The 23,694-nt window shown below is 39.6% G+C and carries 18 protein-coding genes and 1 tRNA gene; 8 read left to right on the forward strand and 11 right to left on the reverse strand.

The genetic code is table 11. The features are described 5' to 3' along the window. Positions 1-3: 3 nt before the first annotated feature. Positions 4-1,761: a transglutaminase-like domain-containing protein gene (locus tag EHQ24_RS04935; protein WP_135600557.1), complete on the reverse strand. Its 1,758-nt coding sequence runs from the start codon at positions 1,759-1,761 to the stop codon at positions 4-6. Positions 1,762-1,810: 49 nt separating this feature from the next. Between EHQ24_RS04935 and EHQ24_RS04940 the strand changes: the two genes are divergently transcribed. After that, positions 1,811-2,584 (forward strand): helix-turn-helix transcriptional regulator, encoded by a 774-nt coding sequence (locus EHQ24_RS04940; RefSeq protein WP_135600558.1) that lies wholly within the window; start codon positions 1,811-1,813, stop codon positions 2,582-2,584. A 161-nt stretch (positions 2,585-2,745) separates the two neighbouring features. On the opposite strand, the gene EHQ24_RS04945 is transcribed toward EHQ24_RS04940, so the two are convergent. The 3 genes from EHQ24_RS04945 to EHQ24_RS04955 all read right to left on the reverse strand — a co-directional run bounded on the left by EHQ24_RS04945 (position 2,746) and on the right by EHQ24_RS04955 (position 6,171). Beyond that, on the reverse strand, positions 2,746-3,285 hold the full coding sequence (locus EHQ24_RS04945; protein WP_135600559.1) for an Mpo1 family 2-hydroxy fatty acid dioxygenase: 540 nt from the start codon (positions 3,283-3,285) through the stop codon (positions 2,746-2,748). A 90-nt stretch (positions 3,286-3,375) separates the two neighbouring features. Beyond that, the gene (locus EHQ24_RS04950) at positions 3,376-5,100 is read right to left on the reverse strand and encodes a 4-alpha-glucanotransferase (RefSeq protein WP_135600560.1); all 1,725 of its coding nucleotides are present in this window, start codon (positions 5,098-5,100) and stop codon (positions 3,376-3,378) included. A gap of 6 nt (positions 5,101-5,106) precedes the next feature. Continuing rightward, a complete protein-coding gene (locus tag EHQ24_RS04955) occupies positions 5,107-6,171 on the reverse strand; it encodes a class I fructose-bisphosphate aldolase (protein ID WP_135583942.1) in 1,065 nt (354 codons plus the stop codon). A 128-nt stretch (positions 6,172-6,299) separates the two neighbouring features. Here EHQ24_RS04955 and EHQ24_RS04960 point away from each other — a divergent pair, with 128 nt between their 5' ends. From EHQ24_RS04960 to EHQ24_RS04970, 3 genes are read left to right on the forward strand one after another with little or no spacing between them, the layout of a single operon-like run. Further along, entirely contained in the window at positions 6,300-7,163 is an 864-nt protein-coding gene (locus EHQ24_RS04960; RefSeq protein ID WP_135600561.1) for a sensor histidine kinase, read from the forward strand. After that, complete coding sequence (locus EHQ24_RS04965; protein WP_135600562.1) at positions 7,160-7,843, forward strand: response regulator transcription factor; 684 nt, start codon at positions 7,160-7,162, stop codon at positions 7,841-7,843. Before EHQ24_RS04960 ends, EHQ24_RS04965 begins: the two co-directional genes overlap by 4 nt. A gap of 59 nt (positions 7,844-7,902) precedes the next feature. Beyond that, on the forward strand, positions 7,903-8,625 hold the full coding sequence (locus tag EHQ24_RS04970; protein WP_425270072.1) for a hypothetical protein: 723 nt from the start codon (positions 7,903-7,905) through the stop codon (positions 8,623-8,625). Here EHQ24_RS04970 and EHQ24_RS04975 read toward each other — a convergent pair. Then, a complete protein-coding gene (locus EHQ24_RS04975; RefSeq protein ID WP_135600563.1) occupies positions 8,622-10,361 on the reverse strand; it encodes a PP2C family protein-serine/threonine phosphatase in 1,740 nt (579 codons plus the stop codon). The two genes, EHQ24_RS04970 and EHQ24_RS04975, sit on opposite strands and share 4 nt — an antisense overlap. Before the next feature lie 361 nt (positions 10,362-10,722). Between EHQ24_RS04975 and glnA the strand changes: the two genes are divergently transcribed. The 3 genes from glnA to EHQ24_RS04990 all read left to right on the forward strand — a co-directional run bounded on the left by glnA (position 10,723) and on the right by EHQ24_RS04990 (position 12,683). Next, positions 10,723-12,183: a type I glutamate--ammonia ligase gene (gene glnA / locus EHQ24_RS04980; protein WP_135583952.1), complete on the forward strand. Its 1,461-nt coding sequence runs from the start codon at positions 10,723-10,725 to the stop codon at positions 12,181-12,183. A gap of 113 nt (positions 12,184-12,296) precedes the next feature. Then, positions 12,297-12,373, forward strand: a tRNA-Met gene (locus tag EHQ24_RS04985). A gap of 19 nt (positions 12,374-12,392) precedes the next feature. Continuing rightward, positions 12,393-12,683, forward strand: a complete 291-nt coding sequence (locus tag EHQ24_RS04990) for a Cys-rich protein (protein ID WP_135600564.1) — start codon at positions 12,393-12,395, stop codon at positions 12,681-12,683. Positions 12,684-12,794: 111 nt separating this feature from the next. On the opposite strand, the gene EHQ24_RS04995 is transcribed toward EHQ24_RS04990, so the two are convergent. Beyond that, a complete protein-coding gene (locus tag EHQ24_RS04995; RefSeq protein WP_135600565.1) occupies positions 12,795-15,578 on the reverse strand; it encodes a chromosome segregation SMC family protein in 2,784 nt (927 codons plus the stop codon). A gap of 79 nt (positions 15,579-15,657) precedes the next feature. On the opposite strand from EHQ24_RS04995, the gene EHQ24_RS05000 reads away from it, so the two are divergent. After that, entirely contained in the window at positions 15,658-17,589 is a 1,932-nt protein-coding gene (locus EHQ24_RS05000; protein ID WP_135600566.1) for a motility associated factor glycosyltransferase family protein, read from the forward strand. Here the strand turns inward: EHQ24_RS05000 and EHQ24_RS05005 are convergent. Genes EHQ24_RS05005 through EHQ24_RS05025 form a run of 5 tightly spaced genes read right to left on the reverse strand, consistent with a single transcriptional unit; the run spans position 17,553 to position 23,649 of the window. Next, complete coding sequence (locus tag EHQ24_RS05005; RefSeq protein WP_135600567.1) at positions 17,553-18,182, reverse strand: hypothetical protein; 630 nt, start codon at positions 18,180-18,182, stop codon at positions 17,553-17,555. The two genes, EHQ24_RS05000 and EHQ24_RS05005, sit on opposite strands and share 37 nt — an antisense overlap. Beyond that, positions 18,172-18,792 carry a glycerol-3-phosphate 1-O-acyltransferase PlsY gene (plsY, locus tag EHQ24_RS05010; RefSeq protein WP_135600568.1) on the reverse strand — a complete coding sequence of 207 codons (621 nt, stop codon included), beginning with the start codon at positions 18,790-18,792 and terminating at the stop codon, positions 18,172-18,174. Before plsY ends, EHQ24_RS05005 begins: the two co-directional genes overlap by 11 nt. After that, positions 18,789-20,141 (reverse strand): ribosome biogenesis GTPase Der, encoded by a 1,353-nt coding sequence (gene der / locus EHQ24_RS05015; protein ID WP_100742629.1) that lies wholly within the window; start codon positions 20,139-20,141, stop codon positions 18,789-18,791. The genes plsY and der overlap by 4 nt, the downstream gene beginning before the upstream one ends. After that, on the reverse strand, positions 20,138-20,626 hold the full coding sequence (gene smpB / locus EHQ24_RS05020; RefSeq protein WP_002974168.1) for an SsrA-binding protein SmpB: 489 nt from the start codon (positions 20,624-20,626) through the stop codon (positions 20,138-20,140). Before smpB ends, der begins: the two co-directional genes overlap by 4 nt. Positions 20,627-20,631: 5 nt before the next feature. Then, positions 20,632-23,649 carry an AAA family ATPase gene (locus EHQ24_RS05025; protein ID WP_135600569.1) on the reverse strand — a complete coding sequence of 1,006 codons (3,018 nt, stop codon included), beginning with the start codon at positions 23,647-23,649 and terminating at the stop codon, positions 20,632-20,634. Between the last annotated feature and the right edge of the window lie 45 nt (positions 23,650-23,694).

Genomic DNA, 23,694 nt, shown 5'->3' on the forward strand with positions numbered 1-23,694 from the left:
ACCTTAGGGAACCACCATCTCTTCCCCAGAATTTAAGGCACGGTTTGTTTTTTGAGGGATCACTTTCTCTTCCGTGCCATCTATTTCATCGTTTGTAGAATCATTCTTTACCACAACCAATTTGAATTTTATCTTTTTGTTTAAATCCAATTGGTCTTTTGATAATTGAACAAGCCTGTCCCCACCTGCAATTTTAGGGTGATTTGTGCCAGGTAATCCCGCAAAAACTACATGCCTCGCATAAGTGACACCTGGTTTGGATCTGGGTGCAGCCAGTGGTTCCATAGGAATCCATCCAAGGCCTTCCACCCACACCTCCACAAATTTATGGTTAAATGTAATTTCTTTAGAGGACTCTGTTGGTAAATAGTTCCAAACTAACCTAGAGGGAATTCCCATACCACGTAACAAGGCCATGGTGACATAGGAATGTTCCGTGCAACCTCCATTATTTTTTTCAATCACCTTGGGTGCTGGTTCAAAACTTCCTGACTTATAGGGAATGGAAGAAACATACTCTTGAGTTTTGGTGAGGATTTGTTTTAGGTTTGTATTTTCTTGGAAAAGAGTATTTCTTTTTTGAACAACAACATCTTCATTAAGTTTCAAAAACCAATCATCTAACAAATAACTTTCCATACCATTTTGATTTTGATTCTTAGATAAAGTCAAATTTGGATTCAAATTCCAATGGATTTTATAGCGAGTGAGAATCGCCTCGTAAACGCTGATATCTCTCGTATCTCCTGCTTTGAGTGGGGGGAAGGTAAGAACCAAACTCCGATTCCCTGCCCCATCGACCTCTTCTACAGCAGAAGGATGGATTACCTCATCTTTTAAGTTTTGAGAACTTGTATTCTGTTTGGGAAGGACTAATTGGTATTTTGTTTCAGGAACATCAATAAGAGCCGTTAACTGAAACTGGTATTGAATTTTGTTTTGGATGGGAGAAAATCGGTAGGCTCTCAATCCATCTGCCACTTCCACTGGAGTTAACAAAGGTAATATGGAATTTTCAAATACCATCCACTCTCCATAAATCTTTGTGATGGGATCAAAAATTAGGAAATGATCTTCGGATAGAGTGACGAGTTTAAAAAGTGCCCGATGGTTAACAGGAAATTTCCATTCTTTTTTGTTAGTAGGATCTTTCGGCGAAAAAACTTGGATGGTATTCCCCCAAAAAGAAGATAAAAATAAAATATCACTTTCTCCGCGTTTGGTGATTCTTTGTACAGAAGAAAAAGGAACTGGGATTTTGGATTCTAATTCCCCCGATTCCAAATCATACACTTCCAATTGTTCAGAAACCAACCTATAGATTTTATGATCCAAACAAACAATATCCTGCCAAGATTTTCCATTGTTTGGCCAAGGGAGTTTTCGATTCACAACCAATGTTTTTGCATCCAAATCCCAAAGAGTTTTTGTTGTTTGGATTAGAATTTTTCCAGAACACTCTGTCCAACCCGTTACCCTTCCCCCGTCCCAAGGAAACTTTTTAGATTCCCCTGACTCTAAATTCCAAATAAGGATGGAAGATTGTTTTGTGGAATCCTTTGTTTGGAAAAACAACCTGCCATCGGTATACAAAACCGATTCAAATAAATCTACAGACTCTGATTCAGGGAAACTCGGATTTGTTTTCCAATTGTATTTGGAACGAATTTCCTTCCATGAAATCGGAACCTCGCCTACACTGACCGCAACTGCAGAGGAAAAGAAACTGAAGAAAAGTAAAATCCACACCAATTTTTTCATTCGATAATCCTTGCCTTTTCCAGAATGGTCTTTAGAGTTTTTCTAATTTATGGATTCTAGAAGAAAGGGAAGTCTTTTTTATTTTGGAGAACGAATTCTCCTCGGAACAGCAGGTCTCGTGACAGAACCTCACTCTCACTATGCAGTGTCCATTTTGGTTTCTTTGACAAATTCTTTCCATTTGTATACAAAATCCGATTCTGTGATCGAATCCCAAGGGATCATCATTCCTCCTAATTTTTATCATAAATTAGATGCTGAGAATTCAGAAATGCTCATCATCCAATTGGATCCGAAATCTGATGAATACAAAAAGATCATTATGGACAATAGTCCAAAAACCATTGATATCAATACGAGACAGAAAATTCAAAATATCGCCGAACCATTGTTTAATGACTCTTTAAATTGTATTTCCGCTCGTATCATTTATAACCAAATCTTATCTTCTCTTGGTTCAGAAACCACACCAAAAAAATATGACAAACGGATTGAGATGGTGATCCAAAAAATCAAAGAAAAAATGCCAAACCCTGTCACTCTCACGGAACTTTCCGAAATTTCAGGAATTTCCACCGATCGGTTTATGCATTTATTTAAAGAAAATATGGGAATTCCACTGAGACAGTATTTATTATGGCAAAGACTTCATATTGCAGCAAAACTTCTGCAAGGTGGCGAAAACTTAACAACGGCTTCTCATGCTGCCGGTTTTAGTGACCAGGCTCACTTGTCTCGAACATTCAAAAAGATGTTTGGAGTGAAACCTTCTTTAATTTTAGGGAGCCAATCCTTAAGTAAGGTTTGTTTTTGCGAAGATTAAGATAGAAAACAAGGGTATTAGGCAAAGTCATTGAATGATAAAATCCGAATCTGGTTTCCCGTCACGGATTCTATCAATTAAATGTAGTTTTAAAACAAAACGAAGGTGAACGACTCACCCTCACCTTTAGTTTACTACCGATCTTTTGTTTAAAGAAATTTTCAAGCTGGTTTATGGGAAAAATCTTTCCAAACACCTTTTTGTTTTAGTTCTGCATCCACAGCTTTTTTCAAATCCAATCGGAATCCGAGTTCAAAAAAAACATCTGCTACCACAAATAACGGAGCTGATACTAAAGCCTGAAATAGGTTATCAAAAAGGGCCGGTCTACTTTTTTCAAAGATAAAATGTCCGTAGAACTGTGCACCCCATCCAATCACTTGTCCAAGACCAAAAATAGTCCAAGCTGCGTTTGCTGGCAATTGCGTTGTGATCCACTCAGAGGTTAGATACAATCCACCAAAAACAAGAGTCGCCACAAATGCAAAGATTACATCTAACGTGTAGTAATACCCAAGTACTGCCAAAGTAAACACAAGGGATGCGGACACATGGAAGCCATTGTATTCAAACAGACTAAAACGGCTTAGCACAACAAACAAAGTGAAGGTGATTAAAGGAACACCGAGCACGTGGATCAAAACATTTCGTTTTTCCTGATGGTAAGCGGAATAAAACGCCATTTCTTTTGCAAATCTCAAGGGAGACCTCCGGGTGTAAAGATCCATACTACCAGAAAGTTCCGAGTCCGACTTGAACGAACCTGTCATTCTTATAAAAATTCTAAAAAATTAGGAATTTCTGCCCGAATCCAGAATGAGCTTCCTGAGAACCAAATTCCGTTTGAAATCGGAGGCAAAGTCCTCTATGAGGATTGGGAACCGATAGATCCAATTGGAATGGTCAGCTGTCCCAGGGAGGTTGATCCGGTGTTTCTCTGGATTTTCCAAAACACCGGGAACTCCCAGTGCCAAATCCTGAAACAATTGGATGGAAAAAAGACTACTTGTTCCAAACACAAAGGAAAGAAGCCCGAGGAGAATTTCATCATCTGATTCTGGTCTTGGTTTTCCTAAACGATCAAAGAAAAATTGGAATTTGGGTTCTTTATCCCCTTCATTTTTCCACCAATCTAGCGCCAAACTTGTGTCATGTGTGGACAAAACGGAAATGGCATTTTCTCTGTATGATTTTTCTGGAATAAATTCACCCGTAGTAAAAGATTTTGTCCAACGAACCACATCAATTCCAATCATTTGGCGTTCGAATAAAGATTCTCTGATAAAAGATGGAACCGATCCCAAATCTTCAGCACAAGGAAGCATGGAAGAAAAGGATTCAAAAATTTCCAATATCTTTTCCCCTGACTCTCTCCAATGTTTTTCCTCTTCTTTGATATGAAGTTCTGATAACGGGTAAAGTTTGGCTTTGGTTTCTTCATTCAGTTCTTGGTATCCCGATTCTTTCCAAAAATCCCAATAAAAGATATAATGATCCGGAATGAATTCATGGATAAGACCGAGTAACTCAAATCTTTTGGGATCCAAACCTACATTCAAAAATTCTTCTTTCGTAATTCCAAACTGAGGATGAAACCAACCACGTAACGCAGTGGAGTCATCTTTTGGGATCGACCAAATCCGATACATCCCAATCACATGATCAACGCGGTAAAGGTGGAAAAAATTCTCCAAATAGGATAACCTTTCTTTCCACCAGGAATAATTTGATTTTTCCAAAACATCCCAATTCAAAACCGGGAATCCCCAAGTTTGTCCAGTTTTTGAAAAATCATCCGGTGGTGCTCCGGCTTGCAGATCCATAATGAAATATTCAGGGTGTTCCCAAACATCACAGGAATTTCTCGAAGTGAGGATGGGCATATCACCTTTTAAGTAAATTCCCATATCTTCGTAATGGGTTTTTAGTTCAGATAACTGATCATAGGCGATCTTTTGCAAATATACCCAAAAAAGGGCCTCTTCTCTTTTTTTAGAAAAAATGTATTCTTTTGCATAGTTAGGATCTAAAAATTCTTTCGGCCATTCCCACCAACCCTCGCCCTTATATTCTTCATATAAAATACGAAAGGTTACATACGAATAACACCAAGGATTTTTTTCCAAAAAGTAAGTGGCCTCATTTATGACTTCTTTTTTGTTTTCTAAAAAGTATTTACGAATGATTTCTAGTTTTAAATTACGAATGCGGATGGGATGGTTTTCTAAAGAACGAATCTCACGTTTACGAGATTTCACATTTAGATCTAGTTTGTATAAAGAAATATAAAGCGGATCAATCGCAAAAGCAGAGATGGCACTGTAAGGTGAATACCCGAAGCCTGTATCATTTAACGGCAGCAATTGGATGATGCTAAAACCAACATCTTTAGCCCAATCACCCAGTGGGTATAAACTATAGATGTCACCACATTCAAAAGAATGTTCAGAAACAATAGAGGGCAGAGATACCAGTACCCCTGCCCTTCTTTGTTTTACATTTTCAAAAAATTCCAAGCCTTATTAAGCGACTGTGACTTCTTTTGATAAGTATACGTCTTGGATGGCGTTCAGTAGTGCAACCCCTTCCTTCATTGGTTTTTGGAAAGCCTTTCTTCCTGAAATGAGTCCCATTCCACCAGCTCGTTTGTTGATCACCGCAGTTTTGATTGCATCTTGTAAATCGTTTTCTCCGGATGCTCCCCCAGAGTTGATGAGTCCTGCTCTTCCCATATAACAGTTTGCTACTTGGTAACGAGTGAGATCAATCGGGTGGTCAGAAGTAAGATCTGTGTAGATACGTTTGTCAGTTTTACCATAAGAAGACTCTTGGTTGAGTACGTTGTATCCACCATTATTCTCAGGTAACTTTTGTTTGATGATATCCGCTTGGATGGTCACACCTAAGTGGTTTGCTTGTCCTGTTAAGTCAGCAGAAACATGGTAGTCTTTGTCTTTTTTGAACGCATTGTTTCTTACATAACACCAAAGGATGGTTGCCATTCCCAGTTCGTGAGCCATTTGGAAGATTTTAGAAATCTCAACAATTTCACGACCAGAATCAGCAGAACCAAAATAAATGGTAGCACCAATCGCAACACAACCTTGGTCATACGCTTGTTTTACGGTAGCAAACAAAATTTGTTCACTTTTGTTTGGGTAAGTAAGAAGTTCGTTGTGGTTGATTTTCAAAATAAAAGGAATTTTGTGAGCATACTTTCTCGCAACCGATCCAAGAACACCAAGAGTTGTCGCAACACCGTTACAACCACCTTCGATTGCCAATTTGATGATGTTTTCACCGTCAAAATAAATTGGGTTTTTTGCAAAAGAAGCACCAGCGGAGTGTTCAATTCCTTGGTCTACCGGAAGGATGGAAACATAACCAGTTCCACCGAGGCGGCCGCTTCCAAGTAAGGTTTGGATGCTACGAAGCACAGGCACAGACCTGTCTGTGGGAGCAAAAATTCTATCAACCCAGTCTGAGCCAGGTACGTGGATTAGTTCTTTAGCGATTTTTGGGGATTTGAATCCAAGTAGGGATTCCGCGTCATTTCCAAGATGTTTCGAGATTTCGTCGAAGTTCAAAGTTGTTCTCCTAAAAAATAAAATCTCGGGTTCTTCCAATGTGACAACATCTTTTTTTGCTCGTCGCCCATCCGCTTGGCCCTAACTTGAATTGAGAGGCAAATTTGAGAGGATCCGCACAATTTCGAATGTTTTTTTCCCTGGCCTGGCTCTTCCTCACACTCTCTTTAGGTGTGTGGTGGTGGATTTTGGGGTTTCGCCAAGCTAAAACCATTTCAGAAATTTCTATCAGTGAAGCAAGGCAAGTAGAACTGGACCGAGTGAATCGGATGTTAAAACTGGAAGGATCTTTTTTTCTTTCTATGTTGACCCTGGGTGGGGTCACTCTTGCCGTTTTATCTTATAGAGATCACAAACGTTCCAAACTCATCTCCGATTTTTTTTCTACAGTTACCCACGAAATGAAAACCCCGATCGCCAGCTTACAGCTGCAAATCGAAGTCCTTCTCGAAAATACAAAAGAACTAGAACTAAAGAAAAAATTAGAAAAAATTTGGAAAGAAAACCAACGCATTGAATCCCAAATGGGAAATGCATTTTATCTGGCAAGCCTCATGCAAGGGGAATCTTTGTATCTGGAAACTCTTACAGTTTCCGATTTATGTGAATCCTATTCCCATCATGAACCAGACCTCCATTGGAATGTTCTAGTTCCCAAAGAAACAAAAGTTTACGTTGATAAAAAAGCTTTTTTTGCCATGTTAAAAAACTTAAGTGAAAACGCAAAACGCCATGGCAAAGCAAAAACCATCAAACTCACTGTGGAAAAATCAAAAGGCGAAATTAGTTTTCTTTTGGAAGATGACGGGAATGGTTTTATAGGGAATAAAAAAAATCTAACTCTTCCATTTTTACGCCATTCTAAAACCAGTGGGAGTGGGATTGGTTTGTACATCGTTAAAAAATTAATCGAAAAAATGAATGGTTCCCTAGAGTTTCCGAACAGTTTGTCCGGTTTCCAAGTGAAACTGATTCTAAAAGAGGTTCCATGAAACCAAGAATTTTACTTGTCGAAGATGACGAGGGTCTCGGCGAAACTTTAAAAGAACGATTGGAACAAGACCGGTATAGAGTTAAGTGGGCAAAAACGGCACAGGAAGCAGAGACCCTTTTTTCACCGAACCAATTTGATTTGGTGGTTCTTGACTTACGACTTCCGGACGGAAATGGCTTCCAACTAGCGGAAACTTTTTTATCCAAAGAAAAGGACATCCCTTTTCTATTTCTCACCGCCCAAGCGGGAGCCCAGGAGAGGCTTCGCGGGTTTGAACTCGGTGCTGCCGAATTTATCCCCAAACCATTCCACTTAAAAGAATTTCTCATCCGTTTGGAACGGGTGGTTGCCCAAACCAGGCCCCACTTCGGCAGGAAATGGAAAATGAACGAAGTGGAAATTCACTTGGATTCTTTCCTTGTGAAAAAAGAAGACGGAACTTCGGTTTTACTCTCGAAGAGGGACTGCGCCCTCCTTGCCCTCCTTCTCTCCAATGTGAGAAAGGTCTTTAGCCGTTCTGAAATTTTGGACAATATTGTAGGTGAAGAAAGTTTTCCCACAGAAAGAACCATAGACAATGCCATTGTCAGACTTCGGGACGCACTCGGAGAAGATTCCATCCGCAATGTGCGCGGCGTGGGTTACCAGTGGGTGGCCGAAGTCTTCCCTCTAAATTAAGAATCCCCATTGGGGAATTGGGCCCTTTTACCGATACTTTTAGGGTGAAACAAGGATTCATTTTATCTCTAGCACTTGCAATCGTTCTCTCCTTGTTTTCGCATTCTCTTGGTGCCTGGGAAACAGACATCGATTACAACTACGAATACGAAAAAAACGGACCTTATACCAAGTTTTCTGATTGGGTTCCTTACAAACTCCATAAATGGGAACCAAAGTATTTGGAAGATTTTTATGAGTTGTACAACCTCAAACAACATTATAACGATAACGAAATTAGAAAAAATATCTATTGGTTAAAAATTGCTCTTGGGAAAAGATTCCGTCATCCCAAACATTCTTTATGTGAAACCAAAACAGAAAAAGAATATTATAAATATAGAAACTTGATGTTTATGCATATCAACATCCAAATCATGCGTTCTTACATGCGCCTTGCTTCTAAATTTGACAAACGCCATGTGTATTTTTACAATTTAGATTTTGCCCACGAACTCAAAGAAAGTTTTGGTGTGGCCGAAGCCTTTTATAAAGAAGCCATACCTTATTGGGAAAAAGCAAAAGACTACGCAGACAAAGCAAACGAAGTTCCTGTGGATTTGGATTTAGGAACCATTGAAACAGAACGTTATGAAATTGTGACAGGTAAATTAGATTTTGGACATATCATTGAAAACCACTTAGATCGTCTGGATGGAAAAAAGAAAATTGTATCTGAGTATTTAGCTAAGTATCCAGAAGCAGATGCCAAAGCCCTAGATTTAGCGGATAAAGAAAATTAAAATTCCATAAACAGAACGGCAATGTCGTCATGAATGATTCGTTCTTTATCAATCAAACAATTAGCGATCATTTTTTTAAGTAAGGCATCTGTGGAATCGGATACTGAAATCATTTCTGAAAGTTCTTGTAAAAAGATATCTAGCCCAATGTATCCACCTGTCTCTTCTTCTAATTCATAAATTCCATCCGAATACAGTAACAAACGATCCCCTTCTTCGAATGTTTTAGAAATTGTTTTCCCTTCCCAAGTATCCAAAAGTAGAATCGGATACATTTCATCCTTAACCAACTTCATAACTTTTTCATCTTTTTTCCAAAACACAACGGGTGGGTGGCCTGCAAAACTAAACTCGATCCTTCTTTCCTTTGGGAACAATCGAAGGACACAAGCAGAGATATGATGTTTAAAAATAATGGTTTTTAAATCCAGATGCATGGCTGCAAGGATGTCTGAAGGACTTGATTCCAATTTAGAATGTTTTTTAAAAGAGACTGCGGCAATTCCGGAAACAAGAGCCGATGAAATTCCATGCCCAGAGATATCTCCAAAAAATATATCAATGTTTCCTTCCGTTGTTTTTTCGTATAAAATTAAGTCTCCGCCAATTTCATCATAAGGCAAAAACCGCGATTGAATTTTTACATTGGGAATTTCACCAAAATCCTTAGCAACCCAAGCCTCTTGGGTTAATTTAGCGAGCGCTAAATCTTCTTTTACATCAGAATAAAATCTCTGTAAGATTTTTTCTTTTTTCATCAGTTTGATTTCATTTTTGGCCCGCACCAACCCTTGCGAAACAAACCCAGCTATCAGACCTAACAGTTGCTTAGTTTCTTCTGACCAGTCCCCTATCCTTTCAAAGGTGGTAATTCCGAGAATCCCAATCACACTTCCTTCATCTCGCAAACCCACAACAAGGATGGAGCGAACTTCTGCTCGTTTAAAAAGATCCAGATGCCATGGTTCATCGACCATAAGAGAAGTATCAGCAATATGAATCACACCATCACCTGCCAAAATTCCCAATCGTTCGGGATTCATTTTTGCTATAGGTAGTTTGGTTCCAACTTGGAAAAGAGAAGGCATACCTTCTAACACCCATTCATGGGAAACAGAAAGGAATTGTTTGTCTTGAGAAATTTCAGCAGCAAAAACTCGGTCAGCCCTGGAATATTTTCCCAGTTCCTCTAAAGCAAACTGAATGGCATCGGATACAAATTCAGCTTTCGAATGGACAAAGGTTTTCGATACTTCCGTAACAATCTGCGATAATCGTAAAAGTCCCGAGAGTTTGACTTCTGATTCCCTGATAGACGAAATTTCAATTTGTTGTCCCCAAATTCTGATGAGTTTATCCTCTTTCACTTGGCCACGAGAGTTTACTAAAAAAATACGTTGGTGGCCGTCGGACAACTCAACAAAGTATTCGTAATTTTCCAATTGGTAGGAATCGGCAACGAACTTACGGAGTAAATATACAGATTTTAAACTGACTAAGTCTTTTAAATACTTACCAATGATTTCATGAACGGAATTGTATCCAAAAAAACGGGCCATAGCCAAATTACAATCCCGGACAATGCTGCGACTCCAGATGTATTGCAACTGCTCCTCTTCGGAAAGGGAGATCGGCATAGGAATGTCTAATTCGTAACACCAAATGGCATCTTTGGAAAGGTGGATGAAGCTCTCTAAGTGTTGGTAACGACCATAATCGGGTTCTCGAGAACTCATCTAGATTCTAACCTTTAAGATTCTTCGGCCATTGCCACAAAAAAAACATATTTAAATGAGAATCCGAAATTTTTCCGAATTCTTTTCGAAAATGATTCGATTCCATTGACCAAAATCACCCAGTAATAGATTGTACTTCGAAATGGCGGAGGCTTAAATAACGCTTTTTTGCGCTAAATTTAAGCAAAATGTTTTCAATAAAAGCATTTCGTTGAATATCCAGGCAATTAGTTGTATTCAAATTGCTTAGAAACTCCACGAAACCCTTATATTTAGGTCGAAATGCCTTGGTATAAATCTTGCATTTAATGAGACATCAGATTACAACAATCAGACCGACCTCTGAAAGAAGGAGAATCAAATGCAGTTCGCAACCCCAAAATTTACTTCCGGAAAGGAAGTGGTTGAGTATGCCAAAAAAAATGGAGTCATTTTCTACGACTTCCGCTTCACGGATATCAAAGGAATGTGGCATCACGTTTCTTATTATGTGAATTCAGTTGATGAAGAAACATTCAAAGGAATTCCTTTTGATGGATCTTCCATTGCTCGTTGGCAGCCAATCAATGCTTCTGACATGCAATTACACCCAGAAATTTCTACGGCTTTTTTAGATCCGTTCACAGCTGACAAAACACTCGTTATGTTTTGTGATGTATGGGACATCTACAAAAAACAATACTATGAAAAATGCCCACGATCTATTGCAAAAAAAGCATTAGAGTTCATGAACAAATCCGGAATCGCAGACACTGCATACTTTGGACCTGAAAATGAATTTTTTGTTTTCGACAGCTTAAAAGTTCGTGATGAGATCAACTGCCAATACTACGAATTGGATTCTAACGAAGGGATCTGGAATACCCACTCAGAAATTCCAGGTTCAAACAACACAGGAAAAATCAACTTCAACTCCGGACACCGTCCTGGAACTAAAGGTGGATATTTCCCAGTAGCTCCGATTGACTCTCAAGTTGACCTTCGCGCTGAATTTGTAAAAACTCTAGAAGCTATCGGAATGGAAACTTTTGTGGTTCACCACGAAGTGGCACAAGCACAAGGGGAAATTGGAGTTAAGTTTGGAACTTTGATTGAAGCGGCTGACAACGTTCAAAAGCTAAAATACATCGTGAAGATGGTGGCTCATAAACACGGAAAAACAGCTACTTTTATGCCAAAACCACTTTTTGGTGATAACGGTAACGGTATGCACGTTCATATCTCTCTTTGGAAAGGTGGAAAAAACCTTTTTGCTGGAGACAAATACCAAGGTCTTTCTGACTTCGCATTCAACTATGTTGGTGGAGTTTTGAAATACGCAAGAGCTTGTGCTGCGTTCACTAACGCATCCACTAACTCTTACAAACGACTCATTCCTGGATTCGAAGCTCCGTCTATCTTAGCATACTCTGCTCAGAACCGTTCTGCTTCTTGCCGTATTCCTTTTGTGAGCGGTGAAAAAGCAAAACGTGTGGAATTCCGATTCCCAGATTCAACAGCTAACCCATATTTGGCGTTTGCTTCTCTTCTTATGGCTGGTATGGCTGGTGTTGCTGAAAAAATCGATCCAGGTCCTGCACGTGAAGAAGATCTTTTTGAACTTTCATTGGACGAAATCCGTGAAAAAGGAATCCGCCAAATGCCTCACACACTTCGTGAAGCAATGGAAGAGATGCTTGCTCAAAGAGAAATTTTCAAACAAGGTGATGTGTTTACAGAAAACTTTTTGCAAACATACCAACACTACAAATTTGAAACAGAAATTTGGCCATGGGAAGGTCGCCCTCACCCATACGAATTCCTCACTACTTACTCTTGCTAAGAGAAAAGGCCCCGGCAACAGTCGGGGCTTTTTTTTGTTTACCATTCTTTATCTCTTCAAAAAATGACAAAAGAACTAAAGATTTAGTTCAACCAAACGATCTAAGGTGATAGGGCGAGGTAGCTCAGATGGTTAGAGCACAGGATTCATAACCCTGAGGTCACGGGTTCGACTCCCGTCTTCGCTACCAAAGATCGAGAGGACAAGGTATGAAAAAAACAAACCGTTTGTTTTCAATTCTGGTTCTGGTATTATTTGCCGGTTCCATCCAAGCAGCTGACTTTCCTAAATGTAAAGAGGCCTGCGATAAGTTTTACACCTGTACAGTGCAAGTGAACCCAAATGCTTCTGAAGAGCAAAAAAACACCCTAAAAAAAGGCTGTGAGTTTAACTGTAACCGACCAAAATACTACAACAAAATTGCTGGATGCCTCACTAGTGGTGATTCTTGCAAAGCCTTCTCTTCTTGCATTATGAAAGAAATGCAAGCCAACAAGTAACAGAAAAAATAGACCCATTAAAAAAACAAAAACTAAGACGATTACGGTTCGTATCGCCTTGGTTTTTTATGTACTCTTATATTTTTTTTTAAACAAGGGCCTGGAACCGACTTAGTTGTCAGTTCCAGTTTTTTGTGTGATTTGTTTGGAGAGTGATTTGGCTTCATCTAATCGAAGAGAAAGGATCTTGGAGATTCCTGGTTCTTCGTTGGTGACTCCAAAGATGGCATTGGCCCTTGAGATCGTGGACTGTGCATGGGAAACTACAATAAACTGCGTTTTGTCTTTGAACCGGTCAAGGATCTGACAGAACCTAAGTTTATTTGCTTCATCCAGAGCTGCATCAATTTCATCTAAGAAACAGAATGGACTTGGTTTGACCATGTAGATAGCAAATAGAAGTGCAATCGCCGTGAGAGATTTCTCTCCCCCGGATAACAATCGTAAGTTCTGCACATGTTTGCCTGGAGGTTCGGCCATAATCTCCACTCCGGAATTGAGAGAGTCCTCTTTTTCCGTAAGTTCCAGTGTGGCCCTTCCCCCATTAAATAGTGTAGAAAAGGTTTCCTGGAAGTTTTGTTTGATTTTTTCAAACGTTTCTTGGAAAAGTTTCTCCGACTCTTCGTTGATTCGTTTCAAAACTTCTTCGATGTCTTTTTTGGAACTTTCGATATCAACCTTTTGTTTCAGATTGTGTTCGTAAATTTCTTTGATGTTACGATACTCTTCAATCGCTAGTGGATTGATCGAACCTAGAAGTTGGATTTCCGATTTAGCAGAACGTAATCTTCTTTCCTCAGCCTTTTGGTCCAGTTCCAATCCCCCACGTTCTGTTTCCAATTCGGAATCGGTAAGAGAGTAATCATTGTACAACTCTTCCACAAGGGAATCAATTTGAACTTTGAGTGCGGAACTCGTTCTTTCTTTTTCAGACAAAAGTGGGAGGAGATTTTGGAACACTTCTTGGTTTTTTGTGATATTGGACTTAATTCCGGAAATTTCTTCCACAAGTGACTGCAGGGTTTCTTTTTCCGATTCCAAAATTCGACTCATCGATAGGAATTCTTGGTAAGATTCTTCGATTTCTTTTTCTAAAACCTCAACTTCCTTTTCCAAACTATCTTTCTTTTCACGAATCACAGACTCTTGTTCTTTTGCCCCTAAAATCCGTTTTTCAATCTCACCAATCCTTTCATCTAGGACGGCAATCTCCTTTTGTTGGTTTTCCAAACGAGAATTGGATTCCAGAAGTTTTTTCTCGAGTTCCACAATATGAGTTCTTGTTTCTTCCCAATGGCTTCTATGCAAAATGATATTACTTTGGTGGTCCCGAATTCCCCGTGTTAGGTTTTCGTTTTCTAAAATTAAATCTTCGATTTCTTGGTCTATCGATTCTTTTTTAGAAAGGATTCCGTCTTTATCAAAAAGTAAGTTTCTAAAATCATCTTCTCTTTTCAAAAAGGATGTGAGTTTTTCGGAATAAAGATCGAGTTTGATTTCACGTAAGTCAGAAATCCCATCCTTCAAATTCGATGATCCCAACTGATTTAAAGCCGATTCTAATTTGTTTCGGTACAGTTCTAAATCAGAAAGAAGGTCAGCTTTGTCCGTATTACGAATTTCTTCCCCTTCTCTAGATTCCCTTTTTTTGTTTTCTAACTCTTGGATGAGTTCGAGGATTACTGTTTTTTGTTTGTCTCGAAGGGTAATATGGCGTTTTTCATTTTCCTGAATCCTACCTTCCTTTTCTTCAATGGACTTTTCTTCTTCTTTGATGGAAAGTTCTAAGGATACACGTTTTGATTCCAAACTTTGGATCTCTTCTTGCAAAGTGGACTGGATTTCTCTTTGGCGTTCATTTTCCTGTTCTATCGCCCGTTTTTCAACTTCGAGTTTGATTGTGGCCTGGTTTTCTGTTTCTAAAGCAGAAAGAATTTCTCCAATCCGAAGTTCATACTCCAAAATAAAGGTTTTGTTTTTGGCTATTTTTTCTTTTTGGATTTGGCTTTTAGAAAGATGATCAAATAACTTTTTATCAATTTCAGCAATCTCTCTTTCCTTGGCCTCTTTGGTGGTTTCTTTTTCAGAAATCAAATTGGTTTCGTTTTGGATGAGAGATAGAATCGATTTATTTTTTTCGCGGATCTCAAGTAGATCTTCATCTGACTTTTTCATCCGACGTTTAAAATCTCTGAGTTTTAGAAACCTTAGGTTTTTGTCAGACTCATCCAAATCGGATTTGAGTTTGAAATACTGTTCCGCTTTTTCCGATTGTTTTTCTTTGACTTCTAGGTCTTTGACCATAGAGTTCATAATGTCTTGGATGCGCAGAAGGTTTTGGTTGGTATCATCCAACTTCTTTGTGGCTTCTTTCCGATCCAGTTTGAACCGAGAAACACCCGCTGCTTCTTCAAAGATGGCCCTTCTTTCCTCTGGTTTGGAATTGAGGATTTGATCCACTCGACCTTGTTCTAAAATACTATAACTAGATTTACCAATTCCTGTATCGAGAAGGGTTTTTTCGATATCCTTTCTTGTAGTTCTGATATCATTGAGGTAATATTCGTTTTCCCCATCCGGATACAAACGACGAGTGATTTTTACTGATGGAAAATCAATGTTGAAAAAATGGTCATCGTTATCAAAGAGAATGGAAACTTCGGAAAAACCAGCAGCTCGCCTACTCTCTGTTCCGTGGAAGATGACATCGTCCATCTTTTCGCCTCGGAGTCCCTTGGCACTTTTTTCTCCAAAGACCCACTTGACTGAATCGACGATATTTGATTTCCCCGAACCATTCGGCCCGACGACAGCAGTAAACCCGGGATCAAAAGTAATCTCCGTCTCATCTGCAAATGTTTTAAATCCAACAATACTTAGGCTCTTTAAATGCATATATGTTTCGCCGTTCGATTCCTTAAGTTTCCCAGTTGACACCACTTGGGAGACATAAGAAAAAACCTTAGATAGTATTATGTCCCAAATTATCGATCCGATTTCCAGTGAAATTTTTGAAAGAAAGCCGTACTTACAAAATTATTTCAGAAACTTCTCATCCGATCTCCATTGGGAATTAGGTTCTGCAAAGAAACCAGGGGAATATTATGTCTCATTAAACGGGGAACCACTCTCTTCTTCCTTCTCTCCCCTAACACAAGCCATTCGACTTTTAGATACTTATTCCTTACGTTCCACAGATATTGTGATTTTGTTTGGGCTTGGAAATCCCCACCTCATCCAAAAGATCAGTGAAACTTTGGCACCAGGTCAGATCTTCATTTTAATTGGAGATGATGAAACACTAATCCCTGTTATCTGGAATAAAATTTTAATCCCTGTTTTACAAGTTCCCGGTAGGCATTTGTTTTCAGGAGATGCATTTTTTCCCTTATTTTTTAACTATTTAGAGTCTTTACCAATCGAAAGAGTGAGTGGATTGAAAGTCATTCGTAACCCAACCGACACAAATCGGAACCTGGTCTTTCGTGAATTAGAAGAAAAAACCCAAACTGTATTTTCAGCCAAGATGAGTGATCTACTCACCAAGTTTGAATTTGAGAGGTTATGGATTAAAAACTCCATTTGGAACTTGGTTCATGTCGGAAAAGAATCACCTGTCCGTTATCCCATCTCTTCTTTAAGGGAAAAATTCAAAGGACTTACCGCGGTACTCGTGTCAGCGGGTCCAAGTCTTAGAAAAAATCTTTCCTGGTTGCAATCGGTGAGAGACAAAGTTTTTGTTTTATCCTGCGATACTTCTCTGAAAGTCCTGATCAAAGCGGGGATTGAAGCCGATGGTGTTGTCACACTCGATGCCCAAACCAATTCCTTTTTTCATTTTATGGGAGAGTCTCTAACCCAGATTCCTCTTTTTGCAGACTTGGTCAGTTCCCCCACACTCCTCAGAGAACCGATGTTCCAATCTGTCGTGCATTCCGTCACAGCCAAATACCAAGTAGACGCCGAAGGATCACTTGTCCGGGAAGTGACAGCAGGAGGCGAACTCGCCGAACAAGTATTTCGCGAAGTGGGAGATATCCAATCGGGGGGATCAGTGGCAACCACAGCCTTTGATATGTTGCGCTTTATGGGTTTTACTTCTGTGTATTTTCTTGGCCAAGACCTTGCCTATTCAGGAAGAGAAATCCATTCTACAGGAACCCATCACAATGAAAAATGGCTCACCCTTCTCAACCGGAAAAACAGCTTAGAACGAATCAACGAGGTCATCATTCGCAAAAGAGAAACTCGGTTTGTTCCAAGGGCTGGTAACGAAGGATCTGTTCTTACCGATTATGTTTTGGATTTATACAGGCACTGGTTTGAAGAGTCAGCAACCACTGTGACCGAAATGAAACTCTTCAATGTAAATGAAGACGGAGCAGAAATTACCGGAATCCAGTCTCTCAGTCCAGAAAAGGCAAAAGAAATTTTGAATGAAATTCCAAACCACAATTACCCTTGGAAGGAACTTGCCATTTGGAATGTAAATTCCTACAACATAAATGGATTTGAGAAATCGCAAACAAACGATACTTTGCACTCTCATGCAAACCAAGGAAAAACAAAAAATCTCAAAGAAATTCCTTCCTACCTAAATCCACAAGGTTCAGAAAACCTATACAATAGAATCCAAAAAGATTTGGAGTTTATGGAAGATGGACTTAAAAAATTTGAAGAGAATACGGAAGTCCAGTCTTTCCAAGAATCAGACATTTGGATATGGATGCGGGAACAATCGTATTTACGAAGGATGGTGCGAAAAACAGAAATTTATATTTTACGTCATAAAGACTTGGAACTTGTAAGAAAGAACCAACTCATGATCCAATCCATCAAAAAAGAAATCAGGTATTTAAAACGAAGTCTTTATCCAATGATGGATTCATTTCCAGAAAAAGGATGAAAAACAGAATTGTCTTCAAACTCAGGAAAATAATCAAAAAATAATTTTTGCGACACCACTCGGTAAGCAAAGGGATTTTTTTCCGCATAACCATCTGTATATGGCATAGCAGGTAACTGGTGGAAGTTAATCCTTTCTTCAAAATTGATAAAATCACGACGACTGAGTTCTGGTCTTAACTCTAAAACAGTTTCTTTGAGTAAGTTCCAATCCAATTTAAAACTCATCCTTGCCCCACGAAAGGCCGGTGATCTTTCCAGTAAATTGACAAGTCGTTTCACTGGACAATCCATATGGTAGTATTTGGTTGCATACACTTTGACAAACCTTGCGGCAAGACCCATCGGTTCCCAAATGAGTTCGGATTCGATATTTTCGGATTCTTCTTTTTTGATTTCACTGAGAACAATATGTAATTCTGGAATGGATTGCCGACCTGTCATAATCAAAGTAGATTCTTCCATTCCAAATTCCCCATAATACAACCATTTGTAGAAGTCCTGGATTTCTGCTTCTGGGTGGTCTTCTACAAATTTGGTTAGAAGAAAAAGTTTTTCTTTATTTGTGAGAATAGATTCGCGTTCAGTTTGCATTTTGTGTAGCTCGTAGTTCTTTACCTAACACCAAACGTTTGATGTTTTCTCTATGTGAATAGGAAATGAGGAAAAAAGTAGCGACTAACACAAAAAAGATGATTGGTTGGTATTCGGAATCCGGAATGTACTTTGTGGTTCCAAAATACCAGATAGGCATAGAAAGGGTTGCCAAGATAGAACCAAGGGAAACAAATCCAGAAATTTTATAGACTATAAAAAAAATCACAACCGCACAAACGGTAACGATGGGAACTAGAGTCATATACACACCGAGCGCTGTGGCCACTCCTTTTCCACCTTTGAAATGAAGGAAAGGTGTGAATGTATGACCAAGGATGGCAACGGATCCAAGTAAAATCTCGGTGGTTGTCAGAGAATAAGGTGATTCAATATAAGATGCAGCAATGACGGGGATGGCACCTTTGAGTGCATCCAAGAAAAGAGCGATGATTCCATACTTCCAACCGATCACACGACCCACATTCGTGGCACCGATATTACGGCTGCCGTGTTCGCGGATGTCAATCCCCCGCACTTGTTTGGCCAGAAGATACCCGACCGGAATGCCACCTAAAAGGTAACTCAATAGGATTGCAGCAAGAATCATTCCTTGCCCTCCTTACCCTCGTTTCTGTTCCGAAGTTCGATCTCAACCGCTAGGCCATCCAGCCCGAACTCCGCTACTATACTCTTTCGGTAAAAGCTCAAAATATTTGACGGAAAGAGTTTCGTATCATTGACGAAGAATAATATTTTAAAAGGAATCTGGGAGACTTGCGTGGCGTAATACACCTTCGGAGGTCGATTCGATGCCTTCTGAACCTTATTTTTTCCTCCCCATTTGCTTAACCAGTCATTTAAGGCACGGGTTGTGAGCTTTTTCTGAGACTTTTCATAGAGAGCCACCACCGATTCCAGGAGTTTGTGGGTGCGGACTTTCTCTTTGGCAGAAAGGGAAATGAGGGGGCGTTCCTTCAAAATGGAAAGTTTTGCTTCCATCCGGTCTTTGTAGTGTTTCCAAGAATTGGATTCTTTTTCAGGAACCAGATCCCATTTGTTCACAGCCACAATCATGGGTTTCCCCAGTTCTTGGATTTCCCCAAAAATCTTTTTGTCAAATTCACCTAGACCTTTCATGGCATCCACAAGAAGGACAACCACATCTGCTTCTCCCAAACTATGGAGGGTTCGTTTGTAAGAATAAAATTCTAAACTTTCTCCGGTTTTGGATTTTCTGCGAATCCCAGCCGTATCAATGATTTCTAATTTTTGATTTTGAAAATAGAACTGATCGGAAACAGAATCTCTAGTGGTTCCTGGTACATCACTCACCACAGCACGTTTGTAACCGAGAAAGGTATTCAGTAACGACGATTTACCGGAGTTAGGTTTTCCAATGATGGCAATTTTGCAATACGGATCTTCCGGCATTTTGATTTTGTCTGGAAGAAAAAAATTGATTTTTTGGTAGAGAAGATCAAAATTCCTTCGACCCAGGGCCGAGATGGGCAGGAGTTCGTTTAACCCTAGTTTGTAAAATGGTTCCAAATCATATTCATCTTGTTCAGTATCCACTTTGTTGATGAGAGTTAGGACCATCTTATCTTTTAAGATTTCATCTTTTTTAAATAACTCGATGAGTCTATGATCATACTTACGTAAATCTTTATGATCGATCACATGAAGGATAAGATCCGAGTTTCGTAAATGTTCAAAGGCTATCTCAATGATTTCTTTTGAGATTTCATCAATGTTTTCAATATCGAGGCCGGGAGTGTCTGACAATGTGAAGGGAATTTTGAATTCCGATCTTTCTACTGTCTTTTGTAAAACGTCTCTTGTTACACCGGCTGTATTTTCTGTGATGGCACTTTGTGCGCGGAGGATGGCGTTGAATAGTGTGGATTTACCCACATTTTGTCTACCAACAATGGTGACCACTGGAAGTCCTTTCATTTGCGTAGGTGTTCCTTCATGGCTCTTTCCATATCGATTTTGGCTTCCTTTTTCTGAATGTCGTCACGTTTGTCGTAAAGTTTTTTTGGTTTGGCTAAAGCGACATCTATCTTCACCAAACGGTTGTTCTTAAAGAAACAGCGAGTGGCCACAAGAACCAAACCCTTCTCTTTGATGGAACGATCAATTTTTTCAATTTCTTTTGCTTTTAAGAGGAGTTTACGGGGACGAATCTCTGGATGATTCGCATAACCCCCATTCTTGTAAGGAGGGATTTGAAAGTTTTCCAAAAACACTTCTCCGTTCCTTACTTTGGCAAAACAATCGGTAAGATTTCCCTTTTTTTCACGAAGGGATTTTACCTCAGATCCTGTGAGTACGACACCTGCCTCGAACGAATCTAAGAGTTCGAAATTGAACTTTGCCTTTTTATTGATTAAAGGATCGGTTCCGCGTGGTTTGTCGTCTTTTTTGGTTTTGCCCATAATAATTATTGCCTAAGCGAATGGTGAATTTGCACAAGTCTTGCAATTTCAGCCCCAATCAAATTTGGCATGGAATAAAAGTTATCTGCCGTAATTTGGAGGGAGTCTTGGAACACATGTTCCGCAATGTAGCGAGACCCAAGTCCCACCCCTAAAAATACATAATTTTTGTCCTGGTTTTTCAGTACAGCTTCTTTCAACTTTCTGGTATCAAAAGACGAAAGTTCGTCCTCAATATAGGTCTTGGCCCTTTGCCCGCGAAAGTCAGAAAGGATCACAATGATCTTAGTTTGGGCATCCGGCGAAAAAAACCGCTCTGCATTGGAGAGAACTTGGAATTCGGGAATGCTGTCCCCATGCCAATTTTTACAAAGAGCAGAAAATACCTCTTCTTCCTTTTCCGCTGTGTAATCTTCTTCAGCTGATTTTAAGTTAAAAATATCCACTGTGTCTTTGGAGTTTTTAATATCACAGAAAGTATGGACACTGGTTTTGATATCATGTTCGTTTAGGATATGCAAACTTACAAGGAGAGCCGAAAGCATCGCAATCGAATATTCAAAGTTAAAGATCCTACGGCATTTTGAAACAAGGAAGGTGACTTCTACACCTTTTAGTTTTTCATCATTTTTTTCAATGATGGTTTTATCGAAGATTTTAGTATCTCCCCTTCCACTTTTGTATGAGATGTATTTTCTTGCATCCACCCTTGACCCTTCGTTTTTATACATCCGATGGATGTCAATTTCTGGATCAAAGAGTTGTTCTAAATTGAGTTCCACCTCTTCGAGTTCTTTACCAAAGACGGATTTAAACTCTTCAAGACCTACCATAATGGAATAGTCCCAAAGGAGGCGGCGTTTTTTTAAGAATTGTTTGTAGAGTTCTTCGGTTCGGTAACCCCAAGCACCACCACCACCTTGTGGTTCTCCTTGGCCTTGGTTTCCTTGGGTGTCTTCGCCATACCATGCGTCGGCCCCTTCTTTGATTTTGCCACCGGTTTCGGGGGTATTGATTTCAATCCCCCGTTTGGTTTCTTCCCCAGAGTTTAGCTTTTTTGCAACGCCTGTTAGCGGGTCACGTTGGTGTAGTTCCGGATCCCACCAATTTTTTCGATTTAGTCCTGATTCAACCGTAAACGTTTTTTTTTTCTCTTCGATTTCCTCGAAGAGTGTTGAGACGACTTCTACTCCAGAAAGATAACCTTCAAGGAGTCTTTCGAGTTCTTTTCTTTCTTTGGGGTCAGCAATTTGGTTGGTATAATAAATTTTTCCCCCGCGAATGGCGATGTCTTTTACATCGGTTTGGTTGTAGCGGTAGATATGATTTTTCCATTTTAGGAGATTGGCGATTCCAAATCGGTATGGCATTAGGTTTGCCGAACCAATGGTACGTTTGTCTGCGAGTTCCTTAGCTTTGAGATGGAAACGTGCAAGCGAACGAGGAAGAACCCCTTCCGGAAGATAGAACTCTAAAATTTCTTCTAATACTTTTACATCTTCTAGTTCGGGAAAAAGGATTGGTGTGAAACGGTTCCGAAAAGCACGAGATATCGTTGTTACCGACTTGGATGCACGAAATGACTTCATTCCAAACACAATGGATTTTTCTGTGAGTTGGATGGGTAGATATTCGCCGGACTCTGGTGGCAAAGTGAGGGAACGTGCATCATCCGTTAACATATTCATCTTTTCCACAAGTTCTGCACCAGCAGACTCAAGTCCAGATATAAGAATGATATGACCTTTCCGAATAGAACGTGTTAGTGGGCCATCCACCCAAGTCACACTTTCGATATTTCCTTCTTCAGTGGGTTTTAGAGCACCCACAACGTCAGATGTGTGCATCCCTTTGGATAACATCACAGACTCAAGTTCGATTCCTGTGAGCTCTGTAAAAAGTGGTAAAAACTCTTGTGGGTCTTGGTCTTCTCTATATTCGACTAAGATGTTTTCTTTGGCTTGGATGGCGGTGAATACTTGGTCAAGAAAATGTAAAACTGGTTCTGGAGTGGGATAAGTAGAAAGAAGGGAGATAGTCTTTTTTTCGTCCCAAGTTTTGATTTCTTTGTCATTCCAAAAAATCGTAGAACCTTGCACATAACCTTTGGTAGGAACGAGTTTCACCGAACCACCAAACTCTGATTCAATGAGTTCTCTTTGTTTGGCTTTGTCTTCTTTTTTTCGGAATGGTTCTTCGAATAAGTACAGAGCTTCTCTTGCGGCAACAGCCTTGTCTTTAGCACCAAATAAAACCAATCGGTTACAATACTTTTGTAGGGTTCTTAAGTTAAAGTGGTATTTTTCTAAATCACCTTTTCCAATTTCCCCTGATTTGATCCGAGATTCCGATTCCAAACTAATCCGAATGATTTGTTTGAGAACCTCTTCCCCAAGCATGGGATAGAGTTTTTTTAAAATAAAAAACATTTCATCGGGAGAGTATGGATCAACGTAAACAACGGCAAAATGTTTGGTGATATCGAAAGGAAGAGGTTTTCTACCTTCAAATCCTTCACTGGGGTTTTGGGTTCCGATAAACCAGAATCCTGTTTTTCCATTTACTCTTTCCCCACTCCCTTCCAAAAGATCTAAGTAGTTGGATTCGTAGACAGAAGAAAACCGTTTGATGATGTTTGGTGCACAAAGGTTCATCTCATCGGCAACAAAACTAAGTCCTTCTGACAAAGCATTGGTGAGAGGGCCATTCGACCATGTGAAACCTTTTCCATCCAGCAGGATGCGGTAAGAACCAATGAGGTCTTCTGGCAATGTGTCTTCGTTAAAACTAAACCGAAGTGTGGGTTGTTTGCGAAGAGAGTTGATATAATAGATGAGTGCATTTTTTCCAACACCAGCATCGCCCACAAGGAGGACAGGAATCCCTTCGAGCATGGGGTATAGAATTTTTTGTAAGGTTTGTTTTACCGAGTCGGTTTCGACAAGGCTAGAAGGGAAAACGGGAAACTTACTCGTGGGCGGGAGAACCGGCACTTTCACATCAGCGATGGTAACAAATTCCATATCCTTCAGATTTCTACCCATTTCCTAGGTGTAAACCAAATTCTA

It is taken from the genome of Leptospira noumeaensis, from assembly GCF_004770765.1.
Lineage (GTDB): Bacteria > Spirochaetota > Leptospiria > Leptospirales > Leptospiraceae > Leptospira_A > Leptospira_A noumeaensis.